This window comes from Streptomyces roseolus (genome assembly GCF_014649855.1).
Lineage (GTDB): Bacteria > Actinomycetota > Actinomycetes > Streptomycetales > Streptomycetaceae > Streptomyces > Streptomyces roseolus.
This window is the reverse complement of sequence record NZ_BMTV01000012.1, coordinates 38,394-64,006: the sequence shown is the minus strand read 5'-3', so window position 1 is coordinate 64,006 and position 25,613 is coordinate 38,394. Positions and strand designations below refer to the sequence as shown.

Annotated in this window: 25 protein-coding genes; 15 read left to right on the top strand and 10 right to left on the bottom strand. The window is 72.5% G+C overall.

Annotated elements, in window-relative coordinates; translation table 11 throughout:
- Window positions 1-11: 11 nt before the first annotated feature.
- On the bottom strand, window positions 12-1,226 hold the full coding sequence (locus tag IE245_RS16290; RefSeq protein WP_189948023.1) for an MFS transporter: 1,215 nt from the start codon (window positions 1,224-1,226) through the stop codon (window positions 12-14).
- 86 nt (window positions 1,227-1,312) lie between these two features.
- On the opposite strand from IE245_RS16290, the gene IE245_RS38065 reads away from it, so the two are divergent.
- Both IE245_RS38065 and IE245_RS16280 read left to right on the top strand, forming a co-directional pair.
- Window positions 1,313-1,852: a MarR family winged helix-turn-helix transcriptional regulator gene (locus IE245_RS38065; RefSeq protein WP_189948021.1), complete on the top strand. Its 540-nt coding sequence runs from the start codon at window positions 1,313-1,315 to the stop codon at window positions 1,850-1,852.
- A 34-nt stretch (window positions 1,853-1,886) separates the two neighbouring features.
- Complete coding sequence (locus IE245_RS16280; RefSeq protein ID WP_189948019.1) at window positions 1,887-2,183, top strand: hypothetical protein; 297 nt, start codon at window positions 1,887-1,889, stop codon at window positions 2,181-2,183.
- Window positions 2,184-2,253: 70 nt separating this feature from the next.
- Here the strand turns inward: IE245_RS16280 and IE245_RS16275 are convergent, their stop codons facing one another.
- From IE245_RS16275 to IE245_RS16255, 5 genes are all read right to left on the bottom strand, one after another.
- Window positions 2,254-3,012: a succinate dehydrogenase iron-sulfur subunit gene (locus IE245_RS16275; protein ID WP_189948017.1), complete on the bottom strand. Its 759-nt coding sequence runs from the start codon at window positions 3,010-3,012 to the stop codon at window positions 2,254-2,256.
- Entirely contained in the window at window positions 3,012-4,766 is a 1,755-nt protein-coding gene (gene sdhA / locus IE245_RS16270; RefSeq protein WP_189948014.1) for a succinate dehydrogenase flavoprotein subunit, read from the bottom strand. Before sdhA ends, IE245_RS16275 begins: the two co-directional genes overlap by 1 nt.
- Window positions 4,767-4,791: 25 nt before the next feature.
- The gene (locus tag IE245_RS16265) at window positions 4,792-5,265 is read right to left on the bottom strand and encodes a succinate dehydrogenase hydrophobic membrane anchor subunit (protein WP_189948012.1); all 474 of its coding nucleotides are present in this window, start codon (window positions 5,263-5,265) and stop codon (window positions 4,792-4,794) included.
- 8 nt (window positions 5,266-5,273) lie between these two features.
- Window positions 5,274-5,654 (bottom strand): succinate dehydrogenase, cytochrome b556 subunit, encoded by a 381-nt coding sequence (gene sdhC, locus IE245_RS16260; protein ID WP_189948009.1) that lies wholly within the window; start codon window positions 5,652-5,654, stop codon window positions 5,274-5,276.
- Between the two features lie 193 nt (window positions 5,655-5,847).
- A complete protein-coding gene (locus tag IE245_RS16255) occupies window positions 5,848-6,462 on the bottom strand; it encodes a 2-oxo-4-hydroxy-4-carboxy-5-ureidoimidazoline decarboxylase (protein WP_373305338.1) in 615 nt (204 codons plus the stop codon).
- Window positions 6,463-6,622: 160 nt separating this feature from the next.
- On the opposite strand from IE245_RS16255, the gene IE245_RS16250 reads away from it, so the two are divergent.
- The 3 genes from IE245_RS16250 (at window position 6,623) to IE245_RS16240 (ending at window position 9,591) form a co-directional block, all read left to right on the top strand.
- Window positions 6,623-8,251: a beta-N-acetylhexosaminidase gene (locus IE245_RS16250; protein ID WP_189948007.1), complete on the top strand. Its 1,629-nt coding sequence runs from the start codon at window positions 6,623-6,625 to the stop codon at window positions 8,249-8,251.
- Between the two features lie 104 nt (window positions 8,252-8,355).
- Window positions 8,356-8,988: a DUF4328 domain-containing protein gene (locus tag IE245_RS16245; protein ID WP_189948005.1), complete on the top strand. Its 633-nt coding sequence runs from the start codon at window positions 8,356-8,358 to the stop codon at window positions 8,986-8,988.
- Window positions 8,989-9,054: 66 nt separating this feature from the next.
- The gene (locus IE245_RS16240) at window positions 9,055-9,591 is read left to right on the top strand and encodes a hypothetical protein (RefSeq protein WP_189948003.1); all 537 of its coding nucleotides are present in this window, start codon (window positions 9,055-9,057) and stop codon (window positions 9,589-9,591) included.
- A 3-nt stretch (window positions 9,592-9,594) separates the two neighbouring features.
- Here the strand turns inward: IE245_RS16240 and IE245_RS16235 are convergent, their stop codons facing one another.
- The gene (locus IE245_RS16235) at window positions 9,595-10,335 is read right to left on the bottom strand and encodes a Clp protease N-terminal domain-containing protein (protein ID WP_189948001.1); all 741 of its coding nucleotides are present in this window, start codon (window positions 10,333-10,335) and stop codon (window positions 9,595-9,597) included.
- A gap of 445 nt (window positions 10,336-10,780) precedes the next feature.
- On the opposite strand from IE245_RS16235, the gene IE245_RS16230 reads away from it, so the two are divergent.
- Both IE245_RS16230 and IE245_RS16225 read left to right on the top strand, forming a co-directional pair.
- Window positions 10,781-11,479, top strand: a complete 699-nt coding sequence (locus tag IE245_RS16230; RefSeq protein WP_189947999.1) for an RNA polymerase sigma factor — start codon at window positions 10,781-10,783, stop codon at window positions 11,477-11,479.
- Window positions 11,479-12,564, top strand: a complete 1,086-nt coding sequence (locus tag IE245_RS16225; RefSeq protein ID WP_189947997.1) for a hypothetical protein — start codon at window positions 11,479-11,481, stop codon at window positions 12,562-12,564. The genes IE245_RS16230 and IE245_RS16225 overlap by 1 nt, the downstream gene beginning before the upstream one ends.
- 156 nt (window positions 12,565-12,720) lie before the next feature.
- Here IE245_RS16225 and IE245_RS16220 read toward each other — a convergent pair whose 3' ends face one another.
- The gene (locus IE245_RS16220; RefSeq protein ID WP_189947995.1) at window positions 12,721-13,596 is read right to left on the bottom strand and encodes a L,D-transpeptidase family protein; all 876 of its coding nucleotides are present in this window, start codon (window positions 13,594-13,596) and stop codon (window positions 12,721-12,723) included.
- A gap of 200 nt (window positions 13,597-13,796) precedes the next feature.
- Between IE245_RS16220 and IE245_RS16215 the strand changes: the two genes are divergently transcribed.
- The 4 genes from IE245_RS16215 (at window position 13,797) to IE245_RS16200 (ending at window position 18,334) form a co-directional block, all read left to right on the top strand.
- Complete coding sequence (locus IE245_RS16215) at window positions 13,797-15,377, top strand: acyl-CoA mutase large subunit family protein (RefSeq protein WP_189947993.1); 1,581 nt, start codon at window positions 13,797-13,799, stop codon at window positions 15,375-15,377.
- A 58-nt stretch (window positions 15,378-15,435) separates the two neighbouring features.
- A complete protein-coding gene (leuE, locus tag IE245_RS16210; RefSeq protein WP_189947991.1) occupies window positions 15,436-16,092 on the top strand; it encodes a leucine efflux protein LeuE in 657 nt (218 codons plus the stop codon).
- A gap of 82 nt (window positions 16,093-16,174) precedes the next feature.
- On the top strand, window positions 16,175-17,500 hold the full coding sequence (locus IE245_RS16205; RefSeq protein ID WP_229851327.1) for an RNA-guided endonuclease InsQ/TnpB family protein: 1,326 nt from the start codon (window positions 16,175-16,177) through the stop codon (window positions 17,498-17,500).
- 12 nt (window positions 17,501-17,512) lie between these two features.
- Entirely contained in the window at window positions 17,513-18,334 is an 822-nt protein-coding gene (locus tag IE245_RS16200; protein WP_189947989.1) for a MerR family transcriptional regulator, read from the top strand.
- Window positions 18,335-18,385: 51 nt separating this feature from the next.
- Here IE245_RS16200 and IE245_RS16195 read toward each other — a convergent pair whose 3' ends face one another.
- Both IE245_RS16195 and IE245_RS16190 read right to left on the bottom strand, forming a co-directional pair.
- Entirely contained in the window at window positions 18,386-19,711 is a 1,326-nt protein-coding gene (locus IE245_RS16195; protein WP_189947987.1) for a polysialyltransferase family glycosyltransferase, read from the bottom strand.
- The gene (locus tag IE245_RS16190) at window positions 19,708-20,739 is read right to left on the bottom strand and encodes a glycosyltransferase family 2 protein (RefSeq protein ID WP_189947985.1); all 1,032 of its coding nucleotides are present in this window, start codon (window positions 20,737-20,739) and stop codon (window positions 19,708-19,710) included. The genes IE245_RS16195 and IE245_RS16190 overlap by 4 nt, the downstream gene beginning before the upstream one ends.
- 219 nt (window positions 20,740-20,958) lie before the next feature.
- Here IE245_RS16190 and IE245_RS16185 point away from each other — a divergent pair, with 219 nt between their 5' ends.
- From IE245_RS16185 to IE245_RS16170, 4 genes are read left to right on the top strand one after another with little or no spacing between them, the layout of a single operon-like run.
- Window positions 20,959-22,248 carry a DUF6716 putative glycosyltransferase gene (locus tag IE245_RS16185; protein WP_189947982.1) on the top strand — a complete coding sequence of 430 codons (1,290 nt, stop codon included), beginning with the start codon at window positions 20,959-20,961 and terminating at the stop codon, window positions 22,246-22,248.
- On the top strand, window positions 22,248-23,453 hold the full coding sequence (locus IE245_RS16180) for an acylneuraminate cytidylyltransferase (protein ID WP_189947980.1): 1,206 nt from the start codon (window positions 22,248-22,250) through the stop codon (window positions 23,451-23,453). The genes IE245_RS16185 and IE245_RS16180 overlap by 1 nt, the downstream gene beginning before the upstream one ends.
- A 13-nt stretch (window positions 23,454-23,466) precedes the next feature.
- Window positions 23,467-24,360 carry an N-acetylneuraminate synthase family protein gene (locus IE245_RS16175; RefSeq protein ID WP_189947978.1) on the top strand — a complete coding sequence of 298 codons (894 nt, stop codon included), beginning with the start codon at window positions 23,467-23,469 and terminating at the stop codon, window positions 24,358-24,360.
- Window positions 24,357-25,499: a hypothetical protein gene (locus IE245_RS16170; RefSeq protein WP_189947976.1), complete on the top strand. Its 1,143-nt coding sequence runs from the start codon at window positions 24,357-24,359 to the stop codon at window positions 25,497-25,499. The genes IE245_RS16175 and IE245_RS16170 overlap by 4 nt, the downstream gene beginning before the upstream one ends.
- Window positions 25,500-25,613 lie beyond the last annotated feature (114 nt).

Sequence of the window (25,613 nt, the reverse complement as noted above, 5' to 3'; positions counted from 1 at the left end):
CCGACAACGCCTCAGCGCACCCGCCGCACCCCCGGGACCAGCGCCGTCGCCAGGCAGCAGCCGCCGACCAGGACGGCCGCCACGGCCAGTGGCACGCCCGGCCCCCACGCGTCGGCGGCGAGCGGCGCCAGCGCGTACCCGACCGGCATCGCGGCGAAGGAGAGCAGCGAGTCGTACGAGACCACCCGGGCCAGCACCCGCTCGGGGATCCTCCGCTGGACGACGGTGTCCCACAGGGGGCCGAGGAAGCCGAGGCCGACCTGGGCGAGCCCGTACGCGCCGATGACGGCCCAGGCGGGCGCCCCGGCCGCGAGCAGCAGCAGCGGCAGCGCGTAGCTCGCGAGGGCCAGGTTGGCGGCGAGGACGGGCCGGGAGGGGCTGAGCCGGTCGGCGAGGAGGGAGCCGGCGAGCAGCCCCACCGCGCCGACCTGGAGCAGCAGCACCCAGGCGCCCGCCCCGCCGAGCCGGTCGAGGGCGATCGCGGGGCCGAGGGTCATCAGGACGGCGGCGGCGCCGTTCCAGGCGCTGTGCGCGACGAGGCTGGTCCAGTACCAGTCGCGGGACCTGACCTCCCGCCAGCCCTGGCGCAGATCGGTCAGGAAGGGCCGGTGGGGGACCGGTACCCGGTCGATCCGCAGCGCGGCGAGGAGCGCGGCGCTGACCGCGAAGGAGGCGGCGTCGAGGACGAAGGCCCAGCCGGGGCCGACGGTGAGGACGAGGGCGCCGGCGAGCGCGGGCCCGCCGACGCGGGTGGCGCCGGCCGCGATCCCCATGGCGGCGTTGGCCCGGTGCAGTACGGCCTCGGCCACGGTGCCGCGCACCAGCGGGGAGGAGGTCGGCATGGCGAAGGCGCCGGCCGCCCCGCCGACGGCCGAGGCGGCGGCGATCAGCCACAGGGTGGGGCTGCCGCCGAGGAGCTGGAGGCCGACGAGGAGCTGGGCGGCGCACCGGACGAGGTCCGTGGCGAGGGCGATGGCGCGGGCGTCGAACCGGTCGGCGAGGACGCCGCCGACCGGGAGCAGGAGCAGCTTCGGCACCATCGCGCAGGTGAGGACCAGGGCGAGCGCGCCGGTGGAGCCGGTGGCCTCCAGGACGGCGAGGGCGAGCGCGGCGGGGATCACGGCGTCACCGGTGAGGGAGAGGACCCGTCCGGCGAAGAGCAGCCGGAAGGGGCGGGTGCGCAGGGGGTGGCGGACGGGCGGCGGGGCGGTGACGGGAGCGGCCATGGACGCAGAGTATTTCGGCACCGAATAATTCGGCAACGAAATATCTCTACGGGGGGTGGCGGGACCCCCGCACGTACGATCGCCCCATGAACCAGCCGGACCCCGCAGCGCCCCAGGAACAGGACTGGACCGACGGGCACGTCGCCCGCTGGCAGCCCGTCCTGCCCGAGCTCGACCCCGTCGTCGAAGGCGCGGTCACCCGGATGAAGAAGCTCTCCGTCCACCTCCGCCGGGTCCGCGAGCAGTCCCTCCTCGACTTCGACCTCGAACGCCACGAGTTCGACACCCTGCACAAACTGGCCGGCCGCGGCGGCTCCGCCGCCCCCTCCGAGCTGGCCCAGGACCTCGACCTGGCGCCCGCCTCGGTCACCGGCCGCCTCGACGCCCTGGAGAGGCGCGGCCTCGTCCGCCGCACCCCCTCCACCACCGACCGCCGCCGGGTCGTCGTCGAGCTCACCGAGGAGGGCCGCACCGTCTGGGTCGGCGCCATGGGCGTCCTCGGCCACGAGGAGGAGCGCCTCCTCGGCGTCCTCGACCCCGCCGAGCGCGCCACCCTCAACGACCTGCTCCGCCGCGTCATGCTCGCCGCCGAGGCCGACCCGGACGTCCCCCACTGGCCGCGCTGACCCGCTGTCGGTGCCGGGTCCTACCCTCGGCGCCATGGGAACAGTCACCTTCGTCGACGAGACGACCCTCGGCGACCGCACCGCCTCCGCGCCCCTCGCCGTCCCCGAGGAGCGGCTGCCGCTGCGCGAGCTGATCGCCCGCCGGGTCGCCCTGGAGACCGGCCCGGAGGGCTACGGGGCCGCGCTCGCCCGCACCCTCGACGCCTTCTCCCGCAACGGCTTCCTGGTCCTGGTCGGCGACCGTCAGATCGAGGACCCCGACGAGACGGTGGCGCTCGGCCCGGACACCGAGGTTGTCTTCCTCCGACTCGTCCCCCTGGTCGGCGGCTGACCCCTCCTCCGTACGCGGGAAGGCCCCGCCTCCCAGGGGGAGACGGGGCCTTCCCGCGTACGGCGACGGATCAGAAGCGACGCGTGATGAGCGCGCGCTTCACCTCCTGGATCGCCTTGGTGATCTCGATGCCGCGCGGACAGGCGTCCGTGCAGTTGAACGTGGTGCGGCAGCGCCACACGCCGTCCTTGTCGTTCAGGATCTCCAGGCGCTGCTCACCGGCCTCGTCGCGCGAGTCGAAGATGAAGCGGTGCGCGTTGACGATCGCGGCCGGACCGAAGTACTGGCCGTCGTTCCAGAAGACCGGGCAGGACGACGTGCACGCGGCGCACAGGATGCACTTGGTGGTGTCGTCGAAGCGCTCGCGGTCCTCGGCGGACTGCCGGCGCTCGCGGGTCGGCTCGTTCCCCTTGGTGACGAGGAACGGCATGACGTCGCGGTACGCCTGGAAGAAGGGCTCCATGTCGACCACGAGGTCCTTCATCACCGTGAGGCCCTTGATGGGCTCGACGGTGATCGGCTTCTCGGGGTTGAGGTCCTTGATCAGCGTCTTGCAGGCCAGACGGTTCTTGCCGTTGATCCGCATGGCGTCGGAACCGCAGATGCCGTGCGCGCAGGAGCGACGGAAGGTGAGCGTGCCGTCCATGTCCCACTTGATCTTGTGGAGACCGTCGAGCACACGCTCCTTCGGGTCGATCGAGACCTGGAAGTCCTCCCAGACCACCGCGTCCGAGATCTCGGGGTTGAAGCGGCGGATCCGGAAGGTGACCGTGATGTAGGGGGAGGCGGCGGACTCCGCCTCGACCTTGTCCAGAACGGGGGTGGCCATCAGTACTTACGCTCCATCGGCTGGTAGCGGGTCTGGACGACCGGCTTGTAGTCGAGACGCACGGTCTCGGAGCCGTCCTCGCCGACCTCGCGGTACGCCATCGTGTGGCGCATGAAGTTGACGTCGTCGCGGTTGGGGTAGTCCTCGCGGTAGTGACCGCCGCGGGACTCCTTGCGCGCCAGGGCCGAGACGGCCATGACCTCGGCCAGTTCGAGCAGGTTGCCCAGCTCGATGGCCTCCAGGAGGTCGGTGTTGAAGCGCTTGCCCTTGTCCTGGATGGACACGTTCTTGTAGCGCTCGCGCAGCTCGGCGATCTTCTCGACGGCCGTCTTGATGGTCTGCTCCGTGCGGAACACCATCACGTTGGCGTCCATCGTCTCCTGGAGCTCGCGGCGCAGGTCGGCGACCCGCTCGCTGCCCGTGGAGTTGCGCAGGTTCTCGATCTGCGCGACGACCAGGGACTCCGGGTTCTCCGGCAGCTCGACGTAGTCGTGCGTGTGGGAGTACTCGGCGGCGGCGATGCCCGCGCGGCGTCCGAAGACGTTGATGTCGAGCAGCGAGTTGGTGCCGAGGCGGTTGGCGCCGTGCACCGACACGCAGGCGACCTCGCCGGCCGCGTACAGGCCCGGGACGACGGTGGTGTTGTCCGCCAGGACCTCACCCTCGACGTTGGTCGGGATGCCGCCCATGGCGTAGTGCGCGGTGGGCTGGATCGGGATCGGGTCCGTGTACGGCTCGATGCCGAGGTACGTACGGGCGAACTCGGTGATGTCCGGGAGCTTGGCGTCGAGCTGCTCCGGCGGGAGGTGCGTCAGGTCCAGGTAGACGTGGTCGCCCTCGGGACCGCAGCCGCGGCCCTCGCGGATCTCCGTGTAGATGGAGCGGGAGACGACGTCACGGGACGCGAGGTCCTTCATGACCGGCGCGTACTTCTCCATGAAGCGCTCGCCGTCCTTGTTGCGGAGGATGCCGCCCTCACCGCGGGCGCCCTCCGTCAGGAGGATGCCCATGCGCCAGATGCCCGTCGGGTGGAACTGGAAGAACTCCATGTCCTCCAGGGGCAGGCCGCGGCGGTAGCAGGCGGCCTGGCCGTCACCGGTCAGGGTGTGGGCGTTCGACGTCACCTTGAAGAACTTGCCGGTGCCGCCGGAGGCGTAGATGACCGCCTTCGCCTGGAAGATGTGGATCTCGCCGGTGGCCAGCTCGTACGCGACGACGCCGGCGGACTTCTTGACGCCGTCGACCTCGGTGATCAGCTGGTCCAGGACGTAGAACTCGTTGAAGAACTCCACGCCCTCCTTGACGCAGTTCTGGTACAGCGTCTGGAGGATCATGTGGCCGGTGCGGTCCGCGGCGTAGCAGGACCGGCGGACCGGGGCCTCGCCGTGGTTGCGGGAGTGGCCGCCGAAGCGGCGCTGGTCGATGGTGCCGTCCGGGGTCCGGTTGAACGGCAGACCCATCTTCTCCAGGTCGAGGACGGCGTCGATGGCCTCCTTCGCCAGGATCTCGGCGGCGTCCTGGTCGACCAGGTAGTCACCGCCCTTGACCGTGTCGAAGGTGTGCCACTCCCAGTTGTCCTCCTCCACGTTGGCCAGCGCGGCGGCCATGCCGCCCTGCGCGGCGCCCGTGTGGGAGCGGGTGGGGTAGAGCTTCGTCAGCACGGCGGTGCGGCTGCGCTTCGTCGCCTCGATGGCGGCGCGCATGCCGGCGCCGCCGGCGCCGACGATGACGGTGTCGTACTTGTGGATCTTCATGACGTGGATTACCTCAGCCCCGTGGCTAGCGGATGTTCGGGTCGAAGGTGAAGATCACCAGCGTGCCCAGAAGGATGGTGAACACCGTGGCGGTGTACAGCAGGCCCTTGAGCCACAGGCGCGTGTTGGCGCGCTCCGCGTAGTCGTTGATGACCGTGCGGAGGCCGTTGGCGCCGTGGAGCATGGCCAGCCACAGCATCAGCAGGTCCCAGACCTGCCAGAACGGGGACGCCCAGCGGCCGGCCACGAAGGCGAAGCCGATCTTGGAGACGCCGCCGTCCAGGAAGAGCTGGATCAGCAGGTGGCCGAGGACGAGGACCACGAGGACCACGCCCGAGAGGCGCATGAAGAGCCACGCGGCCATCTCGAAGTTGCCGCGGGTCGCGCGCGGGGTCTTGCCCGTGCGCTTGCGGGGGGCCTCGATGTACGGGGCGGGGTTGTCCACGTCGAAGGAGGCGTCCTTGACGGGACCGATCGCGGAGGTGGTGTCAGCGGACATGAGGCGCGTCAGCTCCCGAACAGTTCACGTGCGGCGTGGCCGAGGACGGGGTAGATCGACCCCGCCATCAGGACGACCCAGATGCCCACGACGGTCCAGAGCATCTGCTTCTGGTAGCGGGGGCCCTTGGACCAGAAGTCCACGGCGATGACCCGGAGGCCGTTCAGCGCGTGGAAGAGGATGGCGGCGACCAGGCCGTACTCCAGAAGAGCGACGATCGGCGTCTTGTAGGTCGCGACGACCTCGTCGTACGCCTCGGGGGAGACGCGGACGAGAGCGGTGTCCAGCACGTGTACGAACAGGAAGAAGAAGATGAGGACGCCGGTGACTCGATGAGCCACCCAGGACCACATTCCTTCCCGGCCGCGGTACAGCGTTCCAGCCGGCACGGAAAAACCCTCCGGGAGCGGGGATCGGGGCCCGGCCGGCTTCTCTGTCGGTCTGGCCCGGCCGGGTACGGTCCACCGGCCCCGGTCATCGTAGCGACGACTTGTCGGTTCGCTCGCGCGGGGTCCTTCAGTGTGATCAAACAGGCACGGACGGGCTATCGTCCGAGGCCGTTTCGGGCGATTCCGGGGGGAATCACGGGTTCCCCCGGCTGTGGGTGAGCCCCCGGGCGAGCGCGAAGGCCAGCCGGGACCGGGCGAGGCGGCGCAGTTCGTCGGCCGCGACGGCCCGTTCCTCCTCCGGTTCGTTGCCGAGACGTGACCGGATTCCGGCCAGGACCACGTCAAGTCGCTCGCCCGGCCGCACCCCGTCCAGGCTGATGACGAACGCATGGCCGAAGCGGCTCTCGTACGCGGCGTGGGCGGCCCGCAGCGCGGTCCGGGCGGCCGGCGGCGCGTCCGGGTGCGGCAGCGCGGAGGACTCGGCGGCCAGCGCCTCGTCGAGGTCGGCGCCGGTCAGGTCGTACCCGGCCTCCTCGGCGGCGGCCAGCAGGGCGTCCACCGTGGGATAGGGGCGGTGGGCGGCGATCCGCTCGGCCCAGCGGCGGCTGTGGCAGCAGGAGAGCAGCAGCTCCACGGCCTCGGCCGGGGTGGCGGCGTTGAGCGGCAGCAGGCCGTGCGGGGCGCCGGCGGACTTCTGGGCGGGTATGGCAGGTGCGTCCGCCGGGCCCGGCTTGTGGCAGGGGGCGTGGGTGTCGCTGGTCAGCGTGGGCTCCGGGACGGCGGGACGAGTGGGGTGGGCGTGACGCAACGTTATCGACGGGACGGGGGAAGTGTCCGACGAGTGCGCGAATTTCACCCGGAAGGGAGAGTTTAGGAACGTGTGATGGACGTGAAGGTTCCGTTCCGGCGGGTGCGGAAGCGCGTCCGGCGAGTGGCCGGGCCGGCCCGGGTGGGGGAGGATGCGTGGGATGCGGCACTCCCCACGGGGCCCCCTGCGCGGCCCGGCTCTCCTGGCGGCCGCGGTGGCCCTGACCACCGTGGCGGCCTGCTCGGACGGCTCCCCCTCCGGCGCGGGATCCCCGTCACCCTCCGGTACGGCCCCGGCCGCGACCACCTCGGCCGCGAAGCCCACCGCGGCGCCGACCCCGAGCCCCACGCCCACCCGGACCTACCCGCTCTCCCGGGCCCCCCGCACCGTCCCCGCCGTCCGCTCCCACGAACCGGCCCGGGGCCCCGGCTGGAAGCCCGCCGCGAGCGCCGGGGTCGTCCTCGGCGCCGACAGCGCGGGCCTCGCCGACGAGGGCCGGCTGCTCGCCCGGGAGCTGGGCCTGCGCTACCGCGGCGAGGCCGCCGCGGGGCCGGGCGACGTCGAGCTGGCGCTCGGCGGCAAGGGCGCCGCCGAGTCGTACACGCTCACCGTGAAGGACGGCCGGGTCCGGATCACCGGCCCCGACGAGGCCGGCGTCTTCTACGGCACCCGCACCCTCAAGCAGTCGGTGAGGGGAAGCGGCGCGATGCCCGAGGGCACGGTCGCCGACCGCCCGGCGAAGCCGCAGCGCGGGCTCAACGTCGACATCGCCCGCAAGCACTTCACCGCCGCCTGGCTGGAGGACCGGATCCGGGAGATGGGCGACCTCAAGCTCAACCAGCTGGGGCTGCACTTCTCCGACGACCAGGGCTTCCGGATCGAGTCCGACTCGCACCCCGAGGTGGTGTCGAAGCAGCACCTCACCAAGGCGGAGGTCCGCCGGATCCTGGCGCTCGCCGCGAGCCGGCACGTCACCGTCGTCCCCGAGATCGACTCGCCCGGGCACCTCGGCGCGGTCATCGCCGCCCACCCGGACCTCCAGCTGGTCAGCGTCAGCGGCCGCACCCCGCGCGGCGCCGTCGACGTCTCCGACCCGGACGCGGCCCGGATCGTCGACGACCTGCTGCGCGAGTACACCGCCCTCTTCCCCGGCGCCTACTGGCACCTCGGCGCCGACGAGTACGTGGCCCTGATGGCGAAGGACCCCGAGGCGACCTACCCGCAGCTCGCCCGCGCGGCGCGGGAGGCGTACGGCCCCTCCGGCCGCGTCCAGGACCTGGCGACCGACTGGCTCAACGACCGCGCCGCCACCGTCCGGCCGACCGGCAAGACCCTCAAGGCGTGGAACGACGGCTTCTTCGCCGGCGGCGTCGTCAGCGCGGCGAAGGACATCGAGGTCGAGTACTGGACGGGCAAGGAGTACGGCGCCCGGCCCCCGCTCCCGTACCTCCAGGCGGGCCGCAGGCTGGTCAACCTCAACGACGAGTACCTCTACTACGTGCTCGGCGAGCCCAACCGGTTCACCTACCCGACCGGCCGCCGCATCTACGAGCAGTGGACCCCGCTGGTCGTCCGCGGCACCACCCCCGTCCCGGCCCGCTACGACGCGCAGATCCAGGGCGCCCGGTTCGCCGTCTGGTGCGACCTGGCCGACGCCCAGACCCAGGACCAGGTCGCCGCCGGCATCCGCCTCCCGCTCGCGGCCCTCTCCCAGAAGGTGTGGGACCCCCGCAAACCCGCCGTGCCGTGGTCCGACTTCCGCACCCTGGCGGCTAAGGTGCGCGGCTGAGCTGCGGGTTTTCCCCTGGGCGGAACGCCTCCGCCTGACATACGTTCCGGCCCGGCCCCTTGGGGGAGGGGCGTTCCGTTCACATGTTCCTGGGGGGAACCTTCATGCTGTGCAATCCCCACGGCCTGGCGTACTCCGTCATGGCCCTGCTGGGCGTCGGCATCGCCTTCGACCTGCTGCTCGCGGGTGACGAGGTCTGGACACTCACCGACCCGGAGGCCGCCTACGAGGCGACCACCATCGCCGGGCTCGACCCGGCGCTGACGGCGTTCGCTTCCGGCGTCGCCTACCTGGCGACCGTCGTCGTCTTCATCATCTGGTTCCACCGGGTCCGGAAGAACTCCGACGTCTGGGCCCTCGACATCCACAGCCGTACGCCAGGCTGGGCCATCGGCGCCTGGTTCATCCCGCTCGCCAACCTGTGGATCCCGCGCCAGATCGCCGTCGACACCTGGCGGGCCAGCCGTCCGGACCCGTACGCCGCCGACGGCGCCCGTGAGCTCACGCTGCTCAACTCCTGGTGGACGTGTTTCGTGGGGGGCCTGGTCGTGGACCGGCTCTCGGCCACGCTCTACAAGAAGGCCGAGACGCTGGACGCCTGGACCACCGCCGCGGCCTGGTCCCTGGCGGGGTACCTCTTCACCATTGCCGCCGGCGTCCTCGCCATTCTGTTCGTACGCCGTCTGACCTCTATGCAGCACACCAAGGCCACTGGCATGCTTTCGGCCGCCAAGTGACGAGAAAGCGCCCTTCGGCGCAGAAGTGGACGTAGAGAGTCCGCATCGGGTGGCGAGGAGGCGTCCATGACGTCGAGTTCGAGTACGGGTCGGAGTCTGGCGGAACTGATCGACGGGACCGACGGGCGCGGCCTCGCCGCCGCCGGGCTCGCCTGTCTGGACCGGTGCCTGCCGCTGCTCGCGCCCGACCGCGCCGAGGTGCTGCGGCCGGTGTGGGCGGCGGTCGCGCGCGCGGACGCCGCCGCCTGGGCCGAGGCCGTCGGCAAGGCGCGGGTCGGCCTGGACGGCGCGGGCGGCGGGGCCGCCGACGACGGCGGGGTCGTCACCCTGGTGCGCGCGATGGCCGACGGGATGCCCGCCGAATGGGCCGAGGGGCCCCTGCGCGCCTGGGCCGAGCGCTGCTCGACCGTGGCGCTCGCCGTGCACCGCCTGTACGACGTCGGCGAGGACGGCCCGCTGCACACCGGGGAGCTCCGGCGGCAGCTGGCCGTCCTCGACGCGGTCTCCCACGGCCCGACCGGACTGCGCCGGGCGCGCGAGCTCTCCGTCGAGGGCGGCCGGGTGCTGCGCGCGGTGGTCTCCCGCCGGGCCCGTTCCGCCTGAGGCTCAGCCCTCGGTGGGCACCTCGACCGTCGCGGAGGCGATGAGTTCGGAGATCTGCCGCTCGGCCGTGGCCTTCTCCAGGCCGAGGCCGCTCAGCACGCCCTCGCCGTCCTCGTGCTCCAGGAGCGCGAGGAGGATGTGCTCGGTGCCGACGTAGTTGTGCCCGAGCCGCAGCGCCTCGCGGAAGGTCAGTTCGAGCACCTTCTTCGCCGCCGCGTCGTACGGGAGGAGCGACGGCACCTCCTCGACGGCCGGCGGCAGCGTGGGCGTGACGGCCTCGCGCAGCCGCTCGGCGGTGACGCCCTGCGAGGTGATCCACAGGACGGCGAGGCCCTCGGGCTCGGCGAGCAGGCCGAGGGCGAGGTGGCCGGGGACGGTCTCCGCGTTCCGCGCGGCGATCGCCTCGTTCTGCGCGGCGACGACCACCGCGCGGGCGCGCGGGGTGAAGCGGGCGAACCCGGCGTTCGGGTCCATCTTCTCGGTGTCGGGGTCCTTGGGGACGAAGCGCTTCTGGGCGGCCTGGCGGGTGACGCCCATGCTGCGGCCGATGTCGGTCCAGGAGGCGCCGGAGCGGCGGGCCTGGTCGACGAAGTGGCCGATGAGGTGGTCGGCGACCTCGCCGAGGTAGTCCGCCGCGATGACCGCGCCGGAGAGCTGGTCCAGCGTGTCGGGGTGGACCTTCTTGATCGCTTCGATGAGTTCGTCGAGACGGATGCTGATCTGAGGAACCACGGGCTGCGTCATGAGGCAACCTTAGGTTGACAGTCCTTGGGTGTCAACGGTCGGTTGACGCTCGGAGGTGGTGAACCCTTTCGGGTGATACGTCGTATCGCAGGAAAGTGGGATGAACCGGCGCCGGAGGGGTGAGCCGCGCCCTGGAACACGTCCCGGAAAAGGGAGACGACCGGGGCCGCCACCCCCCACAGGAGAGGCCCCGGTCGTCGTCCACGGAGCCGCAGCACGGCTCCGTACTCCATACAGCGCCGGGCGTGCGGTTTCTGTCACACCGTCCGCACCGGGGCGAAGGTTGCAAGTTGCGCAAGGTCCCCGCACCGCGTGGACGCGACACCGGGAATCGACGTAGCGTGCTGGAGCACGAAGCGGACACCGGCGGCGATGACCAGCCCCGACTCCGCCGGCGACGTGCTGACGCGCGCGCGGGACGCGACCGACGAACAGGGTTTGGGGAGTGCTGGGGGACGACGCGGAGCTGACGGCCGCGGTGCTCGCTGCGCAGAACGGGGACGAAGACGCCTTCCGTACTGTGTACCGCGCCGTGCACCCCCGTCTGCTGGGCTACATGCGCACGCTGGTCGGAGAGGCCGACGCCGAGGACGTCGCCTCGGAGGCCTGGCTCCAGATCGCCCGTGACCTCGACCGCTTCGGCGGCGACGCGGACCGCTTCCGCGGCTGGGCGGCCCGGATCGCCCGCAACCGCGCCCTCGACCACATCCGGATGCGCGGCCGCCGCCCCGCCTCCGGCGGCGACGAGACCGAACTGACCGACAAGCCCGCCGACGCCGACACCGCCGGCGAGGCCCTGGAGGCACTCTCCACCGGCGACACCATGCGGCTCATCGCCCGCCTCCCGCAGGACCAGGCCGAGGCCGTCGTCCTGCGCGTCGTCGTCGGCCTCGACGCCAAGTCCGCCGCCGAGGCCCTCGGCAAGCGCCCCGGCGCCGTCCGCACCGCCGCGCACCGCGGACTGAAGAAGCTCGCCGAACTCCTCGGCGTCGACGCGGCCGCGGCCGGAGCGGACCCGGACGGAGAAGCCGGCGACGGGGCGCCCGGCCTCGACGGAGTACCCCCCCAACGCGGCCGGAATCCCGGGTTCATAGCCCCCGGCGGTGTGACGCATTGGCGTCCGCGTACGCAGAAGGACATGTGATGGCCGACGAGCGGTACCAGTGGCTCGATCCCGACGCCGCGGAGCGGCTGCTCCGGGGCGAGCCCGTCGACCCCGCGGACCCGGCCGCCCGCACCGGCGCCGCCGCCCTCGCCGACGCCCTCGACACGGTCCGCGCCCCCGCCGCCCCGGCCCCCGGCGAACCGCTCGCCGGGGAGGAGGCCGCCCTCGTCGCCTTCCGCACCGCCGCCACCGCCCGCGCCGCCACCGCCGCCCGCACGGCCGCGCCCGGGGCGGCCCGCCGCTGGGGACGCTCCCTGCGGTACGGGCTCGCCGCCGCGCTCGCCGCCGTCACCGTCGGCGGGGTCGCCGTCGCCGCCGGCACCGGGGTCCTCCCGCTGGTCGACCGGGAACCGTCCCGTACGGCCGCCGCCACCGACCCCGCGGTCCCGACCGGCGACCCGGGCGGACCCACCGCCGGGGTCCGGCGCCACCCCGACCCGTCCCGGAGCGGCGACCCGGACCGGCCCACCCCGCCCGCCCCCGGCACCACCCCCACGGCCGGATCCCGGGACGGCGCCCTCGCGACCCCCCGCCCCGGCACCACCCCCTCCGGCAAGCGCACCGGCCGCGACGAGGACGACGACACGGGGGGCCGGGACGCCGACACCCGCGAGGCCAGGACCAAGGCCTGCGGCGACTACCGCGCCGGCCGCCTCGACGAGGCCGGCCGCCAGCGGCTCGCCGCCGCCCTGCGCACCGGCCAGTCCCTGCGCGCCTACTGCGACGCCCTCCTCGGCTCCGCCGCGGAGAAGGAGAAGGAGGGGAAGAAGGAGGGGAGCGGCGAACGGGACAAGGACGGCGACGAGGGGAGCCGGGACACCGGCACCGACATCGGCCGCGGCACCGTCCCCACCCCCTCCGACCCCAGCCGCAAGCGCGGCAGGAGCGGCGGCGGCACGGACCGGCCCGACCCGAAGGACCGGCCCAGGGCCAAGCAGCGGGCGGAGCAGAAGGACCGGACGACGTCGCAGGGACAGTCGAAACCGCAGGTCACGAAGGGTGCGAAGGTCCTCGCGACCGCCCCGGCCGGAGCTCTCGCGGGAGCCCCGGCGACACGGGTGTGACACTTTCGGGCCCGTCGGCGCAGTACTGAGTGAGCCGACTGGTCATCGGCCGCGCAGAGAGCCGGGGTTCCCCCCGTACCTACGGCTCCGCGCACCCGGCGCGGGTGGGGCACGTTCCCCCGGCCCCACCCGCGCCCCTTCTCCCCTTCCCGTCCGCTACCAGTGGACGACGACCTTGTCGCCGACCTTCACCTGGTCGAAGAGGGCCGCGATCTTCGCCCGGTCCCGGACGTTCACGCAGCCGTGCGAGGCCCCGCCGTAGCCGCGGGCCGCGAAGTCCGACGAGTAGTGCACCGCCTGGCCGCCGCTGAAGAACATCGCGTACGGCATGGGCGTGTGGTAGATCGTCGACGTCCAGTCCTTCGCCTTCCAGCCGACCGCGAAGGTGCCCTCGCGCGTCGGCGTGTTCTCCGAGCCGAAGCGCACGTCCATCGACGACACCACCCGGCCGTCGATCATCCAGGCCAGCGTCCGGCTCTCCTTGCTGATGCAGAGCACCCGGCCCTTCATGCAGGCCGCGGCCGGCGTGTCCAGCTCGTTGGTGGTCGACGGCTTCAGCTCGTCCGCCGTCGGCTTCCGCGACAGGCCGAGCAGCCGCTGCCAGGTCGTCTCGTCCACCGAGCCCGTCGCGGGCAGCCCCCGCTTCTTCTGGAAGGCCGAGACCGCCTTCCCCGTGATCGAACCGTAGAAGCCCGTGGGTGCCCGGTCGAAGTGGTCGAGCTGCCGCAGCCGCGCCTGGAGCTCCCGCACCTGCTCGTTCTCGTCGCCGTCCTTCATGAGGACCTTCACGGCGGCCGTGGGCGCGGGCGACGACGGCTTCGCGTCGGACCCGCCGGACGCGGAACCGCCGGGCGCCGGTGCGGACGAGGGCGAGGGCGCCGCGGTCACCGGGGCGCCCGTCGCCGACGGCGTCGGAGTCCCGGTCCGACCCCCGCTTCCCGGCCCGGCCGCCTGGGCCGTACAGCCCGTGGCGACGAGCGCGACGGCGGCGGTCGCGAGCACGGCTCTGCGTATGACGGACGAACGCTTCATGGTGGCCCCCCGGGAACTCGACTGTGCCCATAGGGATGCTTCCCGCCCGCCCGCGGTTGCGCGCCCGGCCGGGCGAAGCGCTGATGTTGTGAGGAAGGTCCCAGCCTGCTGACCTCCACCGGACCGCGCAGCCGCCGCTACAGTCCGTCGCGAGGGTCGGTACAGGAGCGCGGCAGCACATCAAACGGGAGGCACAGCACATGGCACGCGAGTCGGAGTCGGGACTGCCCATCGAGCCGGTCTACGGCCCGGACGCCCTGGAGGGCTGGGACCCGGCGGAGAAGCTGGGCGAACCGGGTGCGTACCCCTTCACGCGAGGCGTCTACCCGTCGATGTACACCGGACGGCCGTGGACGATGCGGCAGTACGCCGGCTTCGGCACCGCCGTGGAGTCCAACGCCCGCTACAAGCAGCTGATCGACAACGGCACGATGGGCCTGTCGGTCGCCTTCGACCTGCCCACCCAGATGGGCCACGACTCCGACGCGGCGATCGCCAGCGGCGAAGTCGGCAAGGTCGGCGTGGCGATCGACTCCATCGACGACATGCGGGTCCTCTTCGACGGCATCCCGCTCGACAAGGTCTCCACGTCGATGACGATCAACGCCCCCGCCGCCCTCCTCCTGCTGATGTACCAGCTGGTCGGCGAGGAGCAGGGCGTCCCGGCCGAGAAGCTCACCGGCACGATCCAGAACGACGTGCTGAAGGAGTACATCGCGCGGGGGACGTACATCTTCCCCCCGAAGCCGTCCCTCCGCCTGATCGCGGACATCTTCAAGTACTGCAGGGCCGAGATCCCGAAGTGGAACACGATCTCGATCTCCGGCTACCACATGGCCGAGGCCGGCGCCTCGCCCGCGCAGGAGATCGCGTTCACCCTCGCCGACGGCATCGAGTACGTCCGCACCGCCGTCGCGGCCGGCATGGACGTCGACGACTTCGCCCCCCGGCTCTCCTTCTTCTTCGTGGCCCGCACGACGATCCTGGAGGAGGTCGCGAAGTTCCGCGCCGCCCGCCGGATCTGGGCGCGCGTGATGAAGGAGGAGTTCGGCGCGAAGAACCCCAAGTCGCTGATGCTCCGCTTCCACACCCAGACCGCCGGCGTGCAGCTGACGGCCCAGCAGCCCGAGGTCAACCTCGTGCGCGTCGCCGTCCAGGGCCTGGCGGCCGTCCTCGGCGGCACGCAGTCGCTGCACACCAACTCCTTCGACGAGGCCATCGCGCTGCCGACGGACAAGTCCGCCCGCCTGGCGCTGCGCACCCAGCAGGTCCTCGCCTACGAGACCGACGTGACGGCCACGGTCGACCCCTTCGCCGGCTCGTACGTGGTCGAGAAGATGACCGACGACGTCGAGGCCGCCACCCTCGAACTGATGGCGAAGGTCGAGGAGCTGGGCGGCGCGGTCAACGCCATCGAGCGCGGCTTCCAGAAGAACGAGATCGAGCGCTCGGCGTACCGGATCGCGCAGGAGACCGACTCCGGCGAGCGGGTCGTCGTCGGCGTCAACCGCTACACGATCGACGTCGAGGAGCCCTACGAGCCCCTGCGCGTCGACCCGGCCATCGAGGCCCAGCAGGCCGACCGCCTCGCCAAGCTGCGCGCCGAGCGCGACCAGGCGGCCGTCGACGCCGCCCTCACCGCCCTGAAGAAGGCCGCCGAGGGCACCGACAACGTCCTCTACCCGATGAAGGACGCCCTCAGGGCCCGCGCCACCGTCGGCGAGGTCTGCGACGCCCTCCGCGAGGTCTGGGGCACCTACACGCCCAGTGACGTCTTCTGAACGTCCGCTCGTTGAAACTTGAAGCGGAGTGTCGTACCGGTGTGCGACACTCCGCTTCATGCTGGGTGTCACCGATCTGCCGACCTATCTCGCCGGGCTCGTCCTCATCATCCTCCTCCCGGGGCCGAACTCGCTGTACGTGCTGTCCGTCGCCGCCCGCAAGGGCACCCGGACCGGATACAAGGCCGCCGCCGGCGTCTTCACCGGCGACACGATCCTGATGACCCTGGCCGCCCTCGGCGCGGCCTCCCTGCTCCAGACCACCCCGCTGCTCTTCACCGTCGTCAAGTACGCGGGCGCCGGCTACCTGGCCTGGATGGCGTACGGGATGCTCCGCGCCGCCCTCGCCCTGTGGCGCACCCGCCACGAGACGGTCGCGGAGGCCGCCGGCGCGCCGGAGACGGGCCCGTCCGAGCACCCCTACCGCCGGGCGCTGATCATCAGCCTCTTCAACCCGAAGGCGATCCTCTTCCTGATCTCCTTCTTCGTGCAGTTCGTGGACCCCTCCTACGCCTACCCGGCGCTCTCCTTCCTGGTCCTCGGCACCCTGCTCCAGCTCGGCAGCTTCCTCTACCTGACGACCCTGATCTTCGGCGGTACCCGCCTCTCCGCCGCCTTCCGCCGCCGCAAGCGCCTCTCCGCCGGCGCCACCTCCGCCGCCGGCGCCCTCTTCCTCGGCTTCGCCGTGAAGCTCTCCCTGAGCAGCGCCGCCTGACTTTGACGTCGTCCGTTCGCCCGTTCGTGTGAAGCCTCTGGATACTCGAAGGAACGGCCGAAGTCGGTAATACCGTCGCATCATGGCGATCTCCTCCGCAGCAGCCGGTGGCACGGCGTATGCCCGGTACTCGTACCGGCTTCGTCTGTCGTCCACGGGGCTGGCCGCGCTGCTCGGGGAGTGGGATCGATGCCGGTGGATCTGGAACGAGTGCGTCGCGCGGTCGAAGAAGGCGCATGCCGCAGGTGAGAAGTGTGGACCGGCCAGGCTGGACCGGATGCTCACCGAGGCGCGGGCCATCACCCCCTGGCTCGCCCAGGGATCGTCGGTGCCACAGCAACAACTCATCCGCGACTTCGGCAGGGCCCGCACGAAGGCGTTGCAGGACATCAAGGACCGCCTGCCCGTTCGGCGGCGGGCAGGACTCCCTACGTACAAGACGAAGCGTGGGGCCGATCCGACGCTCAACTACACGCGGAACGGATTCCGTCTGAAGGACGGACGACTTCACCTCGCGGGCGGGATCGTATTGTCGGTGGTGTGGTCACGGGCGTTGCCTGCCGACCCGACGTCCGTACGTGTTCACCGCGACGCCGTCGGGCACTGGTACGCCTCCTTCGTGGTTCCTGTCACGGCCCAGCCCCTGCCCGAGACCGGGGCGGTGCTCGGGATCGACTGGGGCGTGACGGAGATCGCCACCACCACGAGCGATGCCCACGACCTTCCGCACCCGGAGTTCGGCCGGAAGGCGAAGGAGCGTTTGTCCCGGTACGACCGGATGATGGCTCGCCGCAGGCCCGAGCGGGGGAAGGCGGCTTCGAAGGGGTATCGGGCGGCGAAGCGGCTGCGGGCGAAGGCGTACCAGAAGGTCGCCAGGCAGCGTGTGGACACGGGCCGTAAGTGGGCCAAGAAGGTCGTGCGCGACCATGACATCGTCGCGGTGGAGGACTTCCGTCCCCGGTTCCTCGCCAGGACGACGATGGCGCGGAAGGCCGCTGACGCGGCGATCGGCGCGACCAAGAGTGCCTTGATCGAGATGGGCCGCAAACACGGGCGGGACATCCGCCTTGTGCACCCGGCCCACACCACCATGGACTGCGCGCGGTGCGGAGCGAGAGCCAAGCACGCTCTGCCGCTGTCGGAACGTACGTATACGTGCAACGCGTGCGGAGCGAAGTCCCCGAGGGACAAGAACTCCGCCCGCGTGATGCTCGTCCGGGCAGGTCTGGACCCGGCTGGTGCCGAGGGCGTGAGACCTCCTGGAGCGCGGCTCCAGGAGGCGACCCGAGCCAGGAATCCTCTCCCTGAGCAGGGATGGGAGCATTCAAACGGTGTGAGGTCGAGACCGGACCGGATGTCTGCGGCAGCGAGCTCTGCGTTTGACTCTCTCTCCGTGTCAGAGTCTTGAGTAGGGGGCGTCATGTTTGCCATCGGAGACTTCGCCCGGCACGGGCGCGTGTCGGTCCGGATGCTGCGTCACTACGACAGCATCGGACTGCTGCGCCCGGCCCACGTCGACCCGCACAGCGGCTACCGCTTCTATACGGCAGGCCAGCTCGCGCGGCTCAACCGCGTCATCGCGCTCAAGGAGCTCGGCTTCACCCTGGAACAGGTGGGGGCCATCCTCGACGACGAGATCGGCGCGGACGAGCTGCGGGGGATGCTGCGGCTGCGCCGGACCGAGCTGGAAGCGGCCCTGGAGGCGGCGCGGGCCCGGCTCGCCCAGGTCGGGGCGCGGCTCCGAGCCATCGAGAGCGAGGGACGCATGTCCACGCAGGACGTCGTCGTCAAGAAGATCCCGGCCGTCCGGATCGCCGAGCTGAGCGCGTCGGCCGCCGGCTTCGAGCCGGGGGCCATCGGGCCCGTCATCGGGCCGCTGTACGAGGAGCTGTGCGGCCGGCTCGAAGCGGCCGGGGTCACCGGGTTCGGGCCGGGGATCGCCTACTACGAGGACGCCGGGAAGGGCGACGGTTCGGTCGTCGTGCACGCCGGCACGACCGTGCCGGAGGGCACCGAGGCGGAGGGCGTGCTCGTGCACGTGCTGGAGGGGTTCGAGGAGGCCGCGACCGTCGTGCACCGCGGTTCCATGGACGACGTCCTGCCGACCGCGCAGGCCCTCGCAGCCTGGATCGACACCCACGGGTACGCCTCCGCCGGCTACGCCCGCGAGCTGTACCTGGAGTGTCCGGAGGACCCGGCCGGCTGGGTCACCGAGATCCAGGAGCCGATCCACCGCTCCTGACGGCGGCGGGGCCCGGGACCTCCGCACAGGTCCCGGGCCGGTCTCGTACGCCTACTTCTTCAGGGCCTTGCGCAGCCGCAGGGCCCGGCGGGCCAGCCGGCGGACCTTCGGGTGGCGGGGGACCGGGAGGCCTCCCGGGAGGTCCAGGACGGTGAGCCGGCGGCGGGTGAAGTGGTGCCGGGTGCGCTCGGCGTACGGCCCGGACAGGTGGCGCACCGCCGCCTCCCGCAGGTCGGCCCTTATGTTCGGCTGCATCGCGAAGCCGACGGCGGCGACCAGGTCGTCGAGGCGGGCGGGGTCCGTCACCGGCTCCTCGTCGTCCGGGCCCGGCAGCAGCGGCGGCAGGACCGCGTCGACGACCGTCAGCGGGATCCGGTTGCTGTTCTGGAACGGGGTGAGCCGCTGGAGCAGCTCCCGGGTGCCGACCCGGGCGACCGGCAGGCCGTAGAAGGTGCGGGCGGTCATCAGCGCCGTGGAGAAGCAGCCGACGACCAGCGCGGGCCGCAGCTCGCGGTAGAGCACCTCGGCGAGCACCGGGCGGGTCTCGACGGCCAGCGCGGCGCCGAGCCGCGCCGCCTCCTCCGTGAGCGAGGCCGTCCAGGAGTCGGGGGCGTTGGGGTGCGGCTTGAAGACGAGGCGCCGGTGGCCGCGGGCGATCGCGCCGCGCACCATGCCCAGGTGCAGCTCCTCCTCCTCGGCGGCCGTCATCAGGTTGATGGCCGCGAGGTACTGGCCGAGGAGGAGGGCGGGCCCCTCGCCGTCGCCGGTGGGCGCGTCGGTGCCGGCGAGCTCCTCGACGGCCTTGGTGAAGGCCTCCACCGGTACGGTCTCCGGCACCGCGCCGAACTCGCCGAGCAGCAGCGGCCGCAGGCCCGGCACCAGGTCGAGGTGGAGGAGGCGGGCGGCGCGCCCGCCGATCAGCGGGTCGATCTTGTTGCGGGTGGGTCCGTAGCTCATCAGGCCGTCGGCGTAGACGGTGATCGCCGCCTCCGGGAGGAGGGTGGCGACGGCGAGCGCCGGGGTGACCTGGATGGACTCCAGGACGAGCTCGATCCGGTCGTCGCCGAGCCGCCACAGCTTGTGGAGGTGGCGCTGGAGCATCGGCACGTCCTGGCCGCGCGGGGTCCAGCCGCCGGGGTGGAGCGGGGAGATGGTCTCGTTCCAGGAGATCACCTCGTCGAAGCGGCCGCGGATCCGGGCGAAGCCCTCGGCCTCGACGAAGGCGGGGGTGGTCTCCGGGATGGGCGCGTTGTGGGTGACGAGGAGGATCCGCCGGGCGGCGGAGCCGAAGCAGCCGCTGTCTATGGCGGCGGCCAGGGTGACCGCGCCGTACAGGGTGGACGCGGCGAAGATCTGGGTCGTACGGGCCGTGCTCACGCGGCCACCTCCGAAGGGGTCGGGCCGGCCGCGGGGCCCCGGCCGCCCGGCGGGGCCGGCGGCGGCGGTGCGGGGCGCCGGCGGCGCAGCTTGCGCAGGACGGCGGCCCGGTCGCCGCCCATCGCGGTCAGCGCCGCGTCGAGGACGTCCTGCGGCATGCGGCGCAGCGCGCCCGCGCTCATCGCCTTCAGCTGCTTCGCCACGTCGGGCTCGAACTTCTCGATGGAGCCGACGTGGTGGGCGATGACCGCGCAATAGGTGCGGACGGCTTTCGGGAGAAAGCGGTCCGCGTCCTTGTCCTCGGCGGTCTCCTCGACGACCTGGTCGAAGGCACGGATGAAATCCAATTGCCGGACGTCGCCGATCTGCGTGAGGGACGTGGTGACTCCGCGCCGGTAGAAGACGCCGAGTTCGCCGATGGCGGCGAAGGATTTCGCCTCGCGGTGCAGCCGCCAGATCCAGGGCCGGTCCTCCGCGGTGCGCAGCCCGTGCGGGAAGTGCAGCAGGCCCCGGTCGAGGAGCCGGCGGTGGTAGACCCCGGCCCAGGCGAAGGGGTAGTCGACGGAGGTGGTGCGGTGGGCGGGGAGGATCGCCTCGCGCGGGTCGAGGACCTCGCCCCGGCGCGGCACGGGCACCCGGCGGACCGAGCGGGCGCGGCCGGTGACGGAGGTGTGGTCGGTGCGCAGGAAGTCGCAGCCGAGGCCCTCGGCGGCGGCGAGCAGCCGGCCGTAGTAGCCGGGGGAGAGCCAGTCGTCGCCGTCGAGGAAGGTGAGGTACTCGCCCCGGGCCGCGTCCAGGCCGGTGTTGCGGGCGGTCGCCAGGCCCTCGTTCCGCTCGTGCCGGATCAGGACGGCGCCGGGCAGGGTGCGGGCGGCCCGTTCGAGGATGTCGGGGGTGTCGTCGGACGAGCAGTCGTCGACGAGGAGGAACTCGACGTCCTCGCGGGCGTTGGCGCGCAGACTGGCGAGGGTGTCGGGGGCGTATGTCTGCACGTTGAAGAACGGCACGACGACGGAGAGCTTGACCACGCGGCCGACGCTAGGCGCCGCCCCGGCCGCTCCGCCGACCGGCCGGGGGATTTTCGGTGAACACGAAGCGGCGGGCTGATTAACCGCCTTTACCCGAGGGGATTTCGGGCCGTCCAACGGCTGAATCCCGGGCCGCTTCAGTTCACGGAGAGGTGCTGTTCACCGTTTGTTGTGACTCAGTTGGGCCGCCGACCGGAATGGACTTCTAGCGTCCTCGACGTGCCAGCAAGTTCCAGTGAAGCGGTACGGATCGCCGTACTCGCGGATTCCGACACCCGGTGGAAATGGGGTGCGCTCACCGCGCGCCGCATCACCGCGGCGGATACCGAACCCACCGGGTTCGTGCTCCGTGGCCGGGCCACCCCCACCGCCCGCCAGCTCGCCGAGACGGGCGCCTCCACGGCCGTCCCGCGCGAGGTGACCGGCGCCGAGTTCCTGCGCGAGGTGCGGGACGCGGAGGCGCGCGGCGAGCGGTACGACGTCGTGGTCCTCGCGCTGGTCGGCGGCACCGTCCGGGCCGTCCTCCAGGGCCTCGCCGACCTCGGTCTCGACCGCCGGCCGGTGATCGTCACCGGCTATGTCGGGGTCGTCTACGAGAAGCTGGCCGACGGGCTCCTCCTCCGCCACGGCGCCGACGTGGTCCTCGCCAACTCCCGTCACGACGCGGAGCGTTTCCGCGCCGTGTACGAAGGGGTCGGCGCGGACGCCGGGTCGGTCGTCGAGGCCGCCCTGCCGTTCCTCGGCGGCGCCCCGCACCGCCGCGAGGAGGGCCGCGACACCCTGGTGTTCGCCGCCCAGCCGTCCGTCCCGGTCACCCGGAACGAGCGGGCGTACGTCCTGGAGCGCCTGGTCCGGCACGCCCGGCTGCACCCGGAGCGCGAGGTCCTCCTCAAGCTCCGCTCCAAGCCCGGCGAGCACACCACGCACCTGGAGGAGCACCCGTACCAGAGGCTGGTGCGCGACCTCGACCCGCCCGCCAACTTCCGCCTGGTGTACGGGCACATGGGCGAGGTCCTGGACCGCACCGACCTGCTGGTCACCGTCTCCTCCACGGCCGCCCTGGAGGCCCTGCACCGCCGGATCCCCACGGCGATCCTGACCGACTGCGGGGTCCGCGAGGTGAACGGCAACCACCACTTCATCGGCTCCGGCCTCCTCACCTCCTTCGACCGGCTCGACGCGGGGCACGCCCCCGAGCCGGACGAGGAGTGGCTGGCCCGGCAGGGCGTCGCCTCCGACGGCGGGTACGACTCCGCCTTCGACGCCGCCCGCGAGCGGGTCGCGAAGCTCCTCGCGCTGCCCGAACTGCCCCCGATCAGCCCCTACTACACCGCGGAGACGGCCCCCGGCTACCTGCCCGGGATCCTCGCCCGCCACCGCCTGGACGTCACCGCGCCGCCGGTCCGCGACAGCGGCCTGCGCCGGATCGTCCGCGAGGCGGCGCGCGGCGCCTACCGCCACGGCGTGCAGCGCGTGGCCCCCGTCGTCCGACGCCTGGGAGAACTGTGATGCCCGAGAAGAAGCCGAGCCCCACCGTGCTCGCCGTCATCCCCGCCCGGGGCGGCTCCAAGGGCGTCCCCGCCAAGAACCTCGCCCCGGTCGCCGGGATCCCGCTGGTCGGCCGGGCCGTCCGGGCCTGCCTCGGCGCGGTCGGCGTCACCGACGTCGTCGTCTCCACCGACGACCACGCCATCGCCGCCGCCGCCCGCTCCTTCGGCGCCGAGGCGGTCCAGCGCCCCGCGGCCCTCGCCGGCGACACCGCCACCAGCGAGTCCGCCGTCCTGCACGCCCTGGACGCCTTCGAGGCCGGCGCGGGCCGCACCGCCGACGTGGTCCTCCTCGTCCAGTGCACCAGCCCCTTCCTGACCTCCGCCGAGGTCGCCGAGGCCGTCGCCCGCATCGTCGACGGGGAGGCCGACACGGCCTTCACCGCCGCCCCCTCGCACGGCTTCCTGTGGCGCGGGACGGCGGAGGGCGCGACGGGCGTCAACCACGACAAGGCGCACCGCCCGCGCCGCCAGGACCGCGAGGCCGAGTACCTGGAGACCGGCGCCGTCTACGCGATGGACGCGGCCGGGTTCCGTACCCACGGGCACCGCTTCTTCGGCCGCACCGCGCTCGTCGTCACCGACCCGGCCCGCGTCCTGGAGATCGACGACCCGCACGACCTGGCCCGCGCCAAGGCCCTGGCCCCGCTCCTCGACGAGCCGGCCACCCCGTCCTTCGCCGACGTCGACGCGGTCGTCCTCGACTTCGACGGCACCCAGACCGACGACCGGGTCCACCTCGACGCGGAGGGACGGGAGTTCGTCTCCGCCCACCGCGGCGACGGCCTCGGCATCGCGGCCCTGCGCCGCGCCGGACTGCCCGTCCTCATCCTCTCCACCGAGCAGAACCCCGTCGTCGCCGCCCGCGCCCGGAAGCTGAAGATCCCCGTCCTGCACGGGATCGACCGCAAGGACCTCGCCCTCAAGGAGTGGTGCGAGGCCGAGGGCATCGACCCCGCGCGCGTCCTCTACGCCGGCAACGACGTCAACGACCTGCCCTGCTTCCACCTCGTCGGCTGGCCCGTCGCGGTGAGCAGCGCCCACGACTCCGTCCGGGCGGCCGCCCGCGCGGTCACCGCCACCCCGGGCGGCTTCGGAGCGATCCGCGAGATCGCCGCCTGGCTCCTCGGACCCGAGCTGAACACCCCCACCCCTCTCCCGAACTGAAGGAAGCACCACCATGAGCACCCGCCTGCGCACCCTCGGCCCGAAGACCGCCGGCCCCGGTCAGCCCGTCTACATCTGCGGCGAGATCGGCATCAACCACAACGGCGACCTCGAGAACGCCTTCAAGCTGATCGACGTGGCCGCCGAGGCCGGCTGCGACGCCGTCAAGTTCCAGAAGCGCACCCCGGAGATCTGCACCCCGCGCGACCAGTGGGACATCGAGCGCGACACCCCCTGGGGCCGGATGACGTACATCGACTACCGCCACCGCGTGGAGTTCGGCGAGGACGAGTACCGCCAGATCGACGAGCACTGCAAGAAGCGCGGCATCGACTGGTTCGCCTCCCCGTGGGACACCGAGGCCGTCGCCTTCCTGGAGAAGTTCGACGTCCCCGCCCACAAGGTGGCCTCCGCCTCCCTCACCGACGACGAGCTGCTGCGCGAGCTGCGCGCCACCGGCCGCACCGTCATCCTCTCCACCGGCATGTCGACGCCGAAGCAGATCCGCCACGCGGTCGAGGTCCTGGGCAGCGACAACATCCTGCTCTGCCACGCCACCTCCACCTACCCGGCCAAGGCCGAGGAGCTGAACCTGCGCGTCATCCAGACGCTCCAGGAGGAGTACCCGAACGTCCCGATCGGCTACTCCGGCCACGAGACCGGCCTCCAGACCACCCTCGCGGCCGTCGCCCTCGGCGCCGCCTTCGTCGAGCGCCACATCACCCTCGACCGCGCCATGTGGGGCTCGGACCAGGCCGCCTCCGTCGAGCCCCAGGGCCTGGAGCGCCTCGTCCGTGACATCCGCACCATCGAGACCGCCCTCGGCGACGGCGTGAAGAAGGTGTACGAGTCGGAGCTCGGCCCGATGAAGAAGCTCCGCCGCGTCATGGAGCCCGTCTCCGCATGACCGGCCGCCTGGCGTTCGTCGAGAGCCCCGTCCAGCTCCTGAACGTCCTGGAGTGGGCGCACGCGCGCGGCCGGGGCCCCGCCCCGGCCGCCGCCCCCGCGCCCGCTCCTTCCCCGGCGCCGGCCGCCTCCCCCGTGCCCGCGCCGGACCCCGGCGCCCCCGACGGCCTCCGGATCGTCGTCCTCTCGCCGACCGACCCCATGTCACGCGGCCAGCTGCGCCGGATGGCCCAGCTCGCCCGGGACGAGGGCTTCGAGGTGCACTGGCAGGAGGCGCGGGCCGGCCGCGGCGCGCTGGTGCGCACCTTGCGGGAGCTGGGCGGGCCGCTGCGCGCCGCGGAGCGGGTGATCGTCGGCGATCCCTTCTCCCGCTACGTCCAGCTGCTGCTGACGCTCTTCGGGCCCCGGCACGTCACGGTCGTCGACGACGGCACCGCGACGATGGAGTTCGCCGCCCAGCTCGCGGGCGGGGAGCGGCTGGTCCGCTGGCACCGCAAGGGCGACCTGGGGCCGCGCGAGCTGCTGCTCGCCCCGGTCACCTCGCTGGCCCGGCGCCGGCTCGCCCCGGGCCCCGGCAGGACCGTCGAGATCTTCACCTCGCTGCCGGTGCAGGCGCCGCCCGGCACCGAGGTCACCGAGAACGCCTACGCGTGGACGCGGGAGCGCTTCGGCCCGCCGCCGCTCACCGGCGGCGCCGACCTCGTGGGCACCTCGCTCGTCGAGACCGGCGTGGTCGACGCGGACCACTATCTGCGGGTCGTCGGGGAGCTCGCCCGCGCCCACGGCGCCACCCGCTACTTCGCGCACCGCCGCGAGACCCCGGAGAAGCTGCACCGGATCGCGGTCGAGGCCGGGCTCCAGGTGGTCCGTCCCGAGCTGCCGCTCGAGCTGATCGCCCGGCGCGGCCCGATCGGCGCCACCGTCGTCAGCTTCCCGTCCACCGTGGTGCACACCCTGCCGCTGGCCCTGGCGGGCACCGGGGTGAAGGTCGCGGTCTGCGAGATCGCGCCCGAGTGGCTGAGGGCCACCGCCTCGCCGCGCGCGCAGGGATTCCTCGCGGGCGTCGCCGGCACGGCGTCGGGGGCGGACCGTCTCACTCCGCGGAACGCTTCCGCGGTCGACCGGCTCGAATTCGGGTGACCATACCCATACGGAGTGTGTCCCATGCGCGGTAAACCGAGATTCTTTACCCTAACGGGCTGAACTTTTCGTGATCAACGGGAAGTTGATCACCGGTTGGGCCTACGCTTCAAA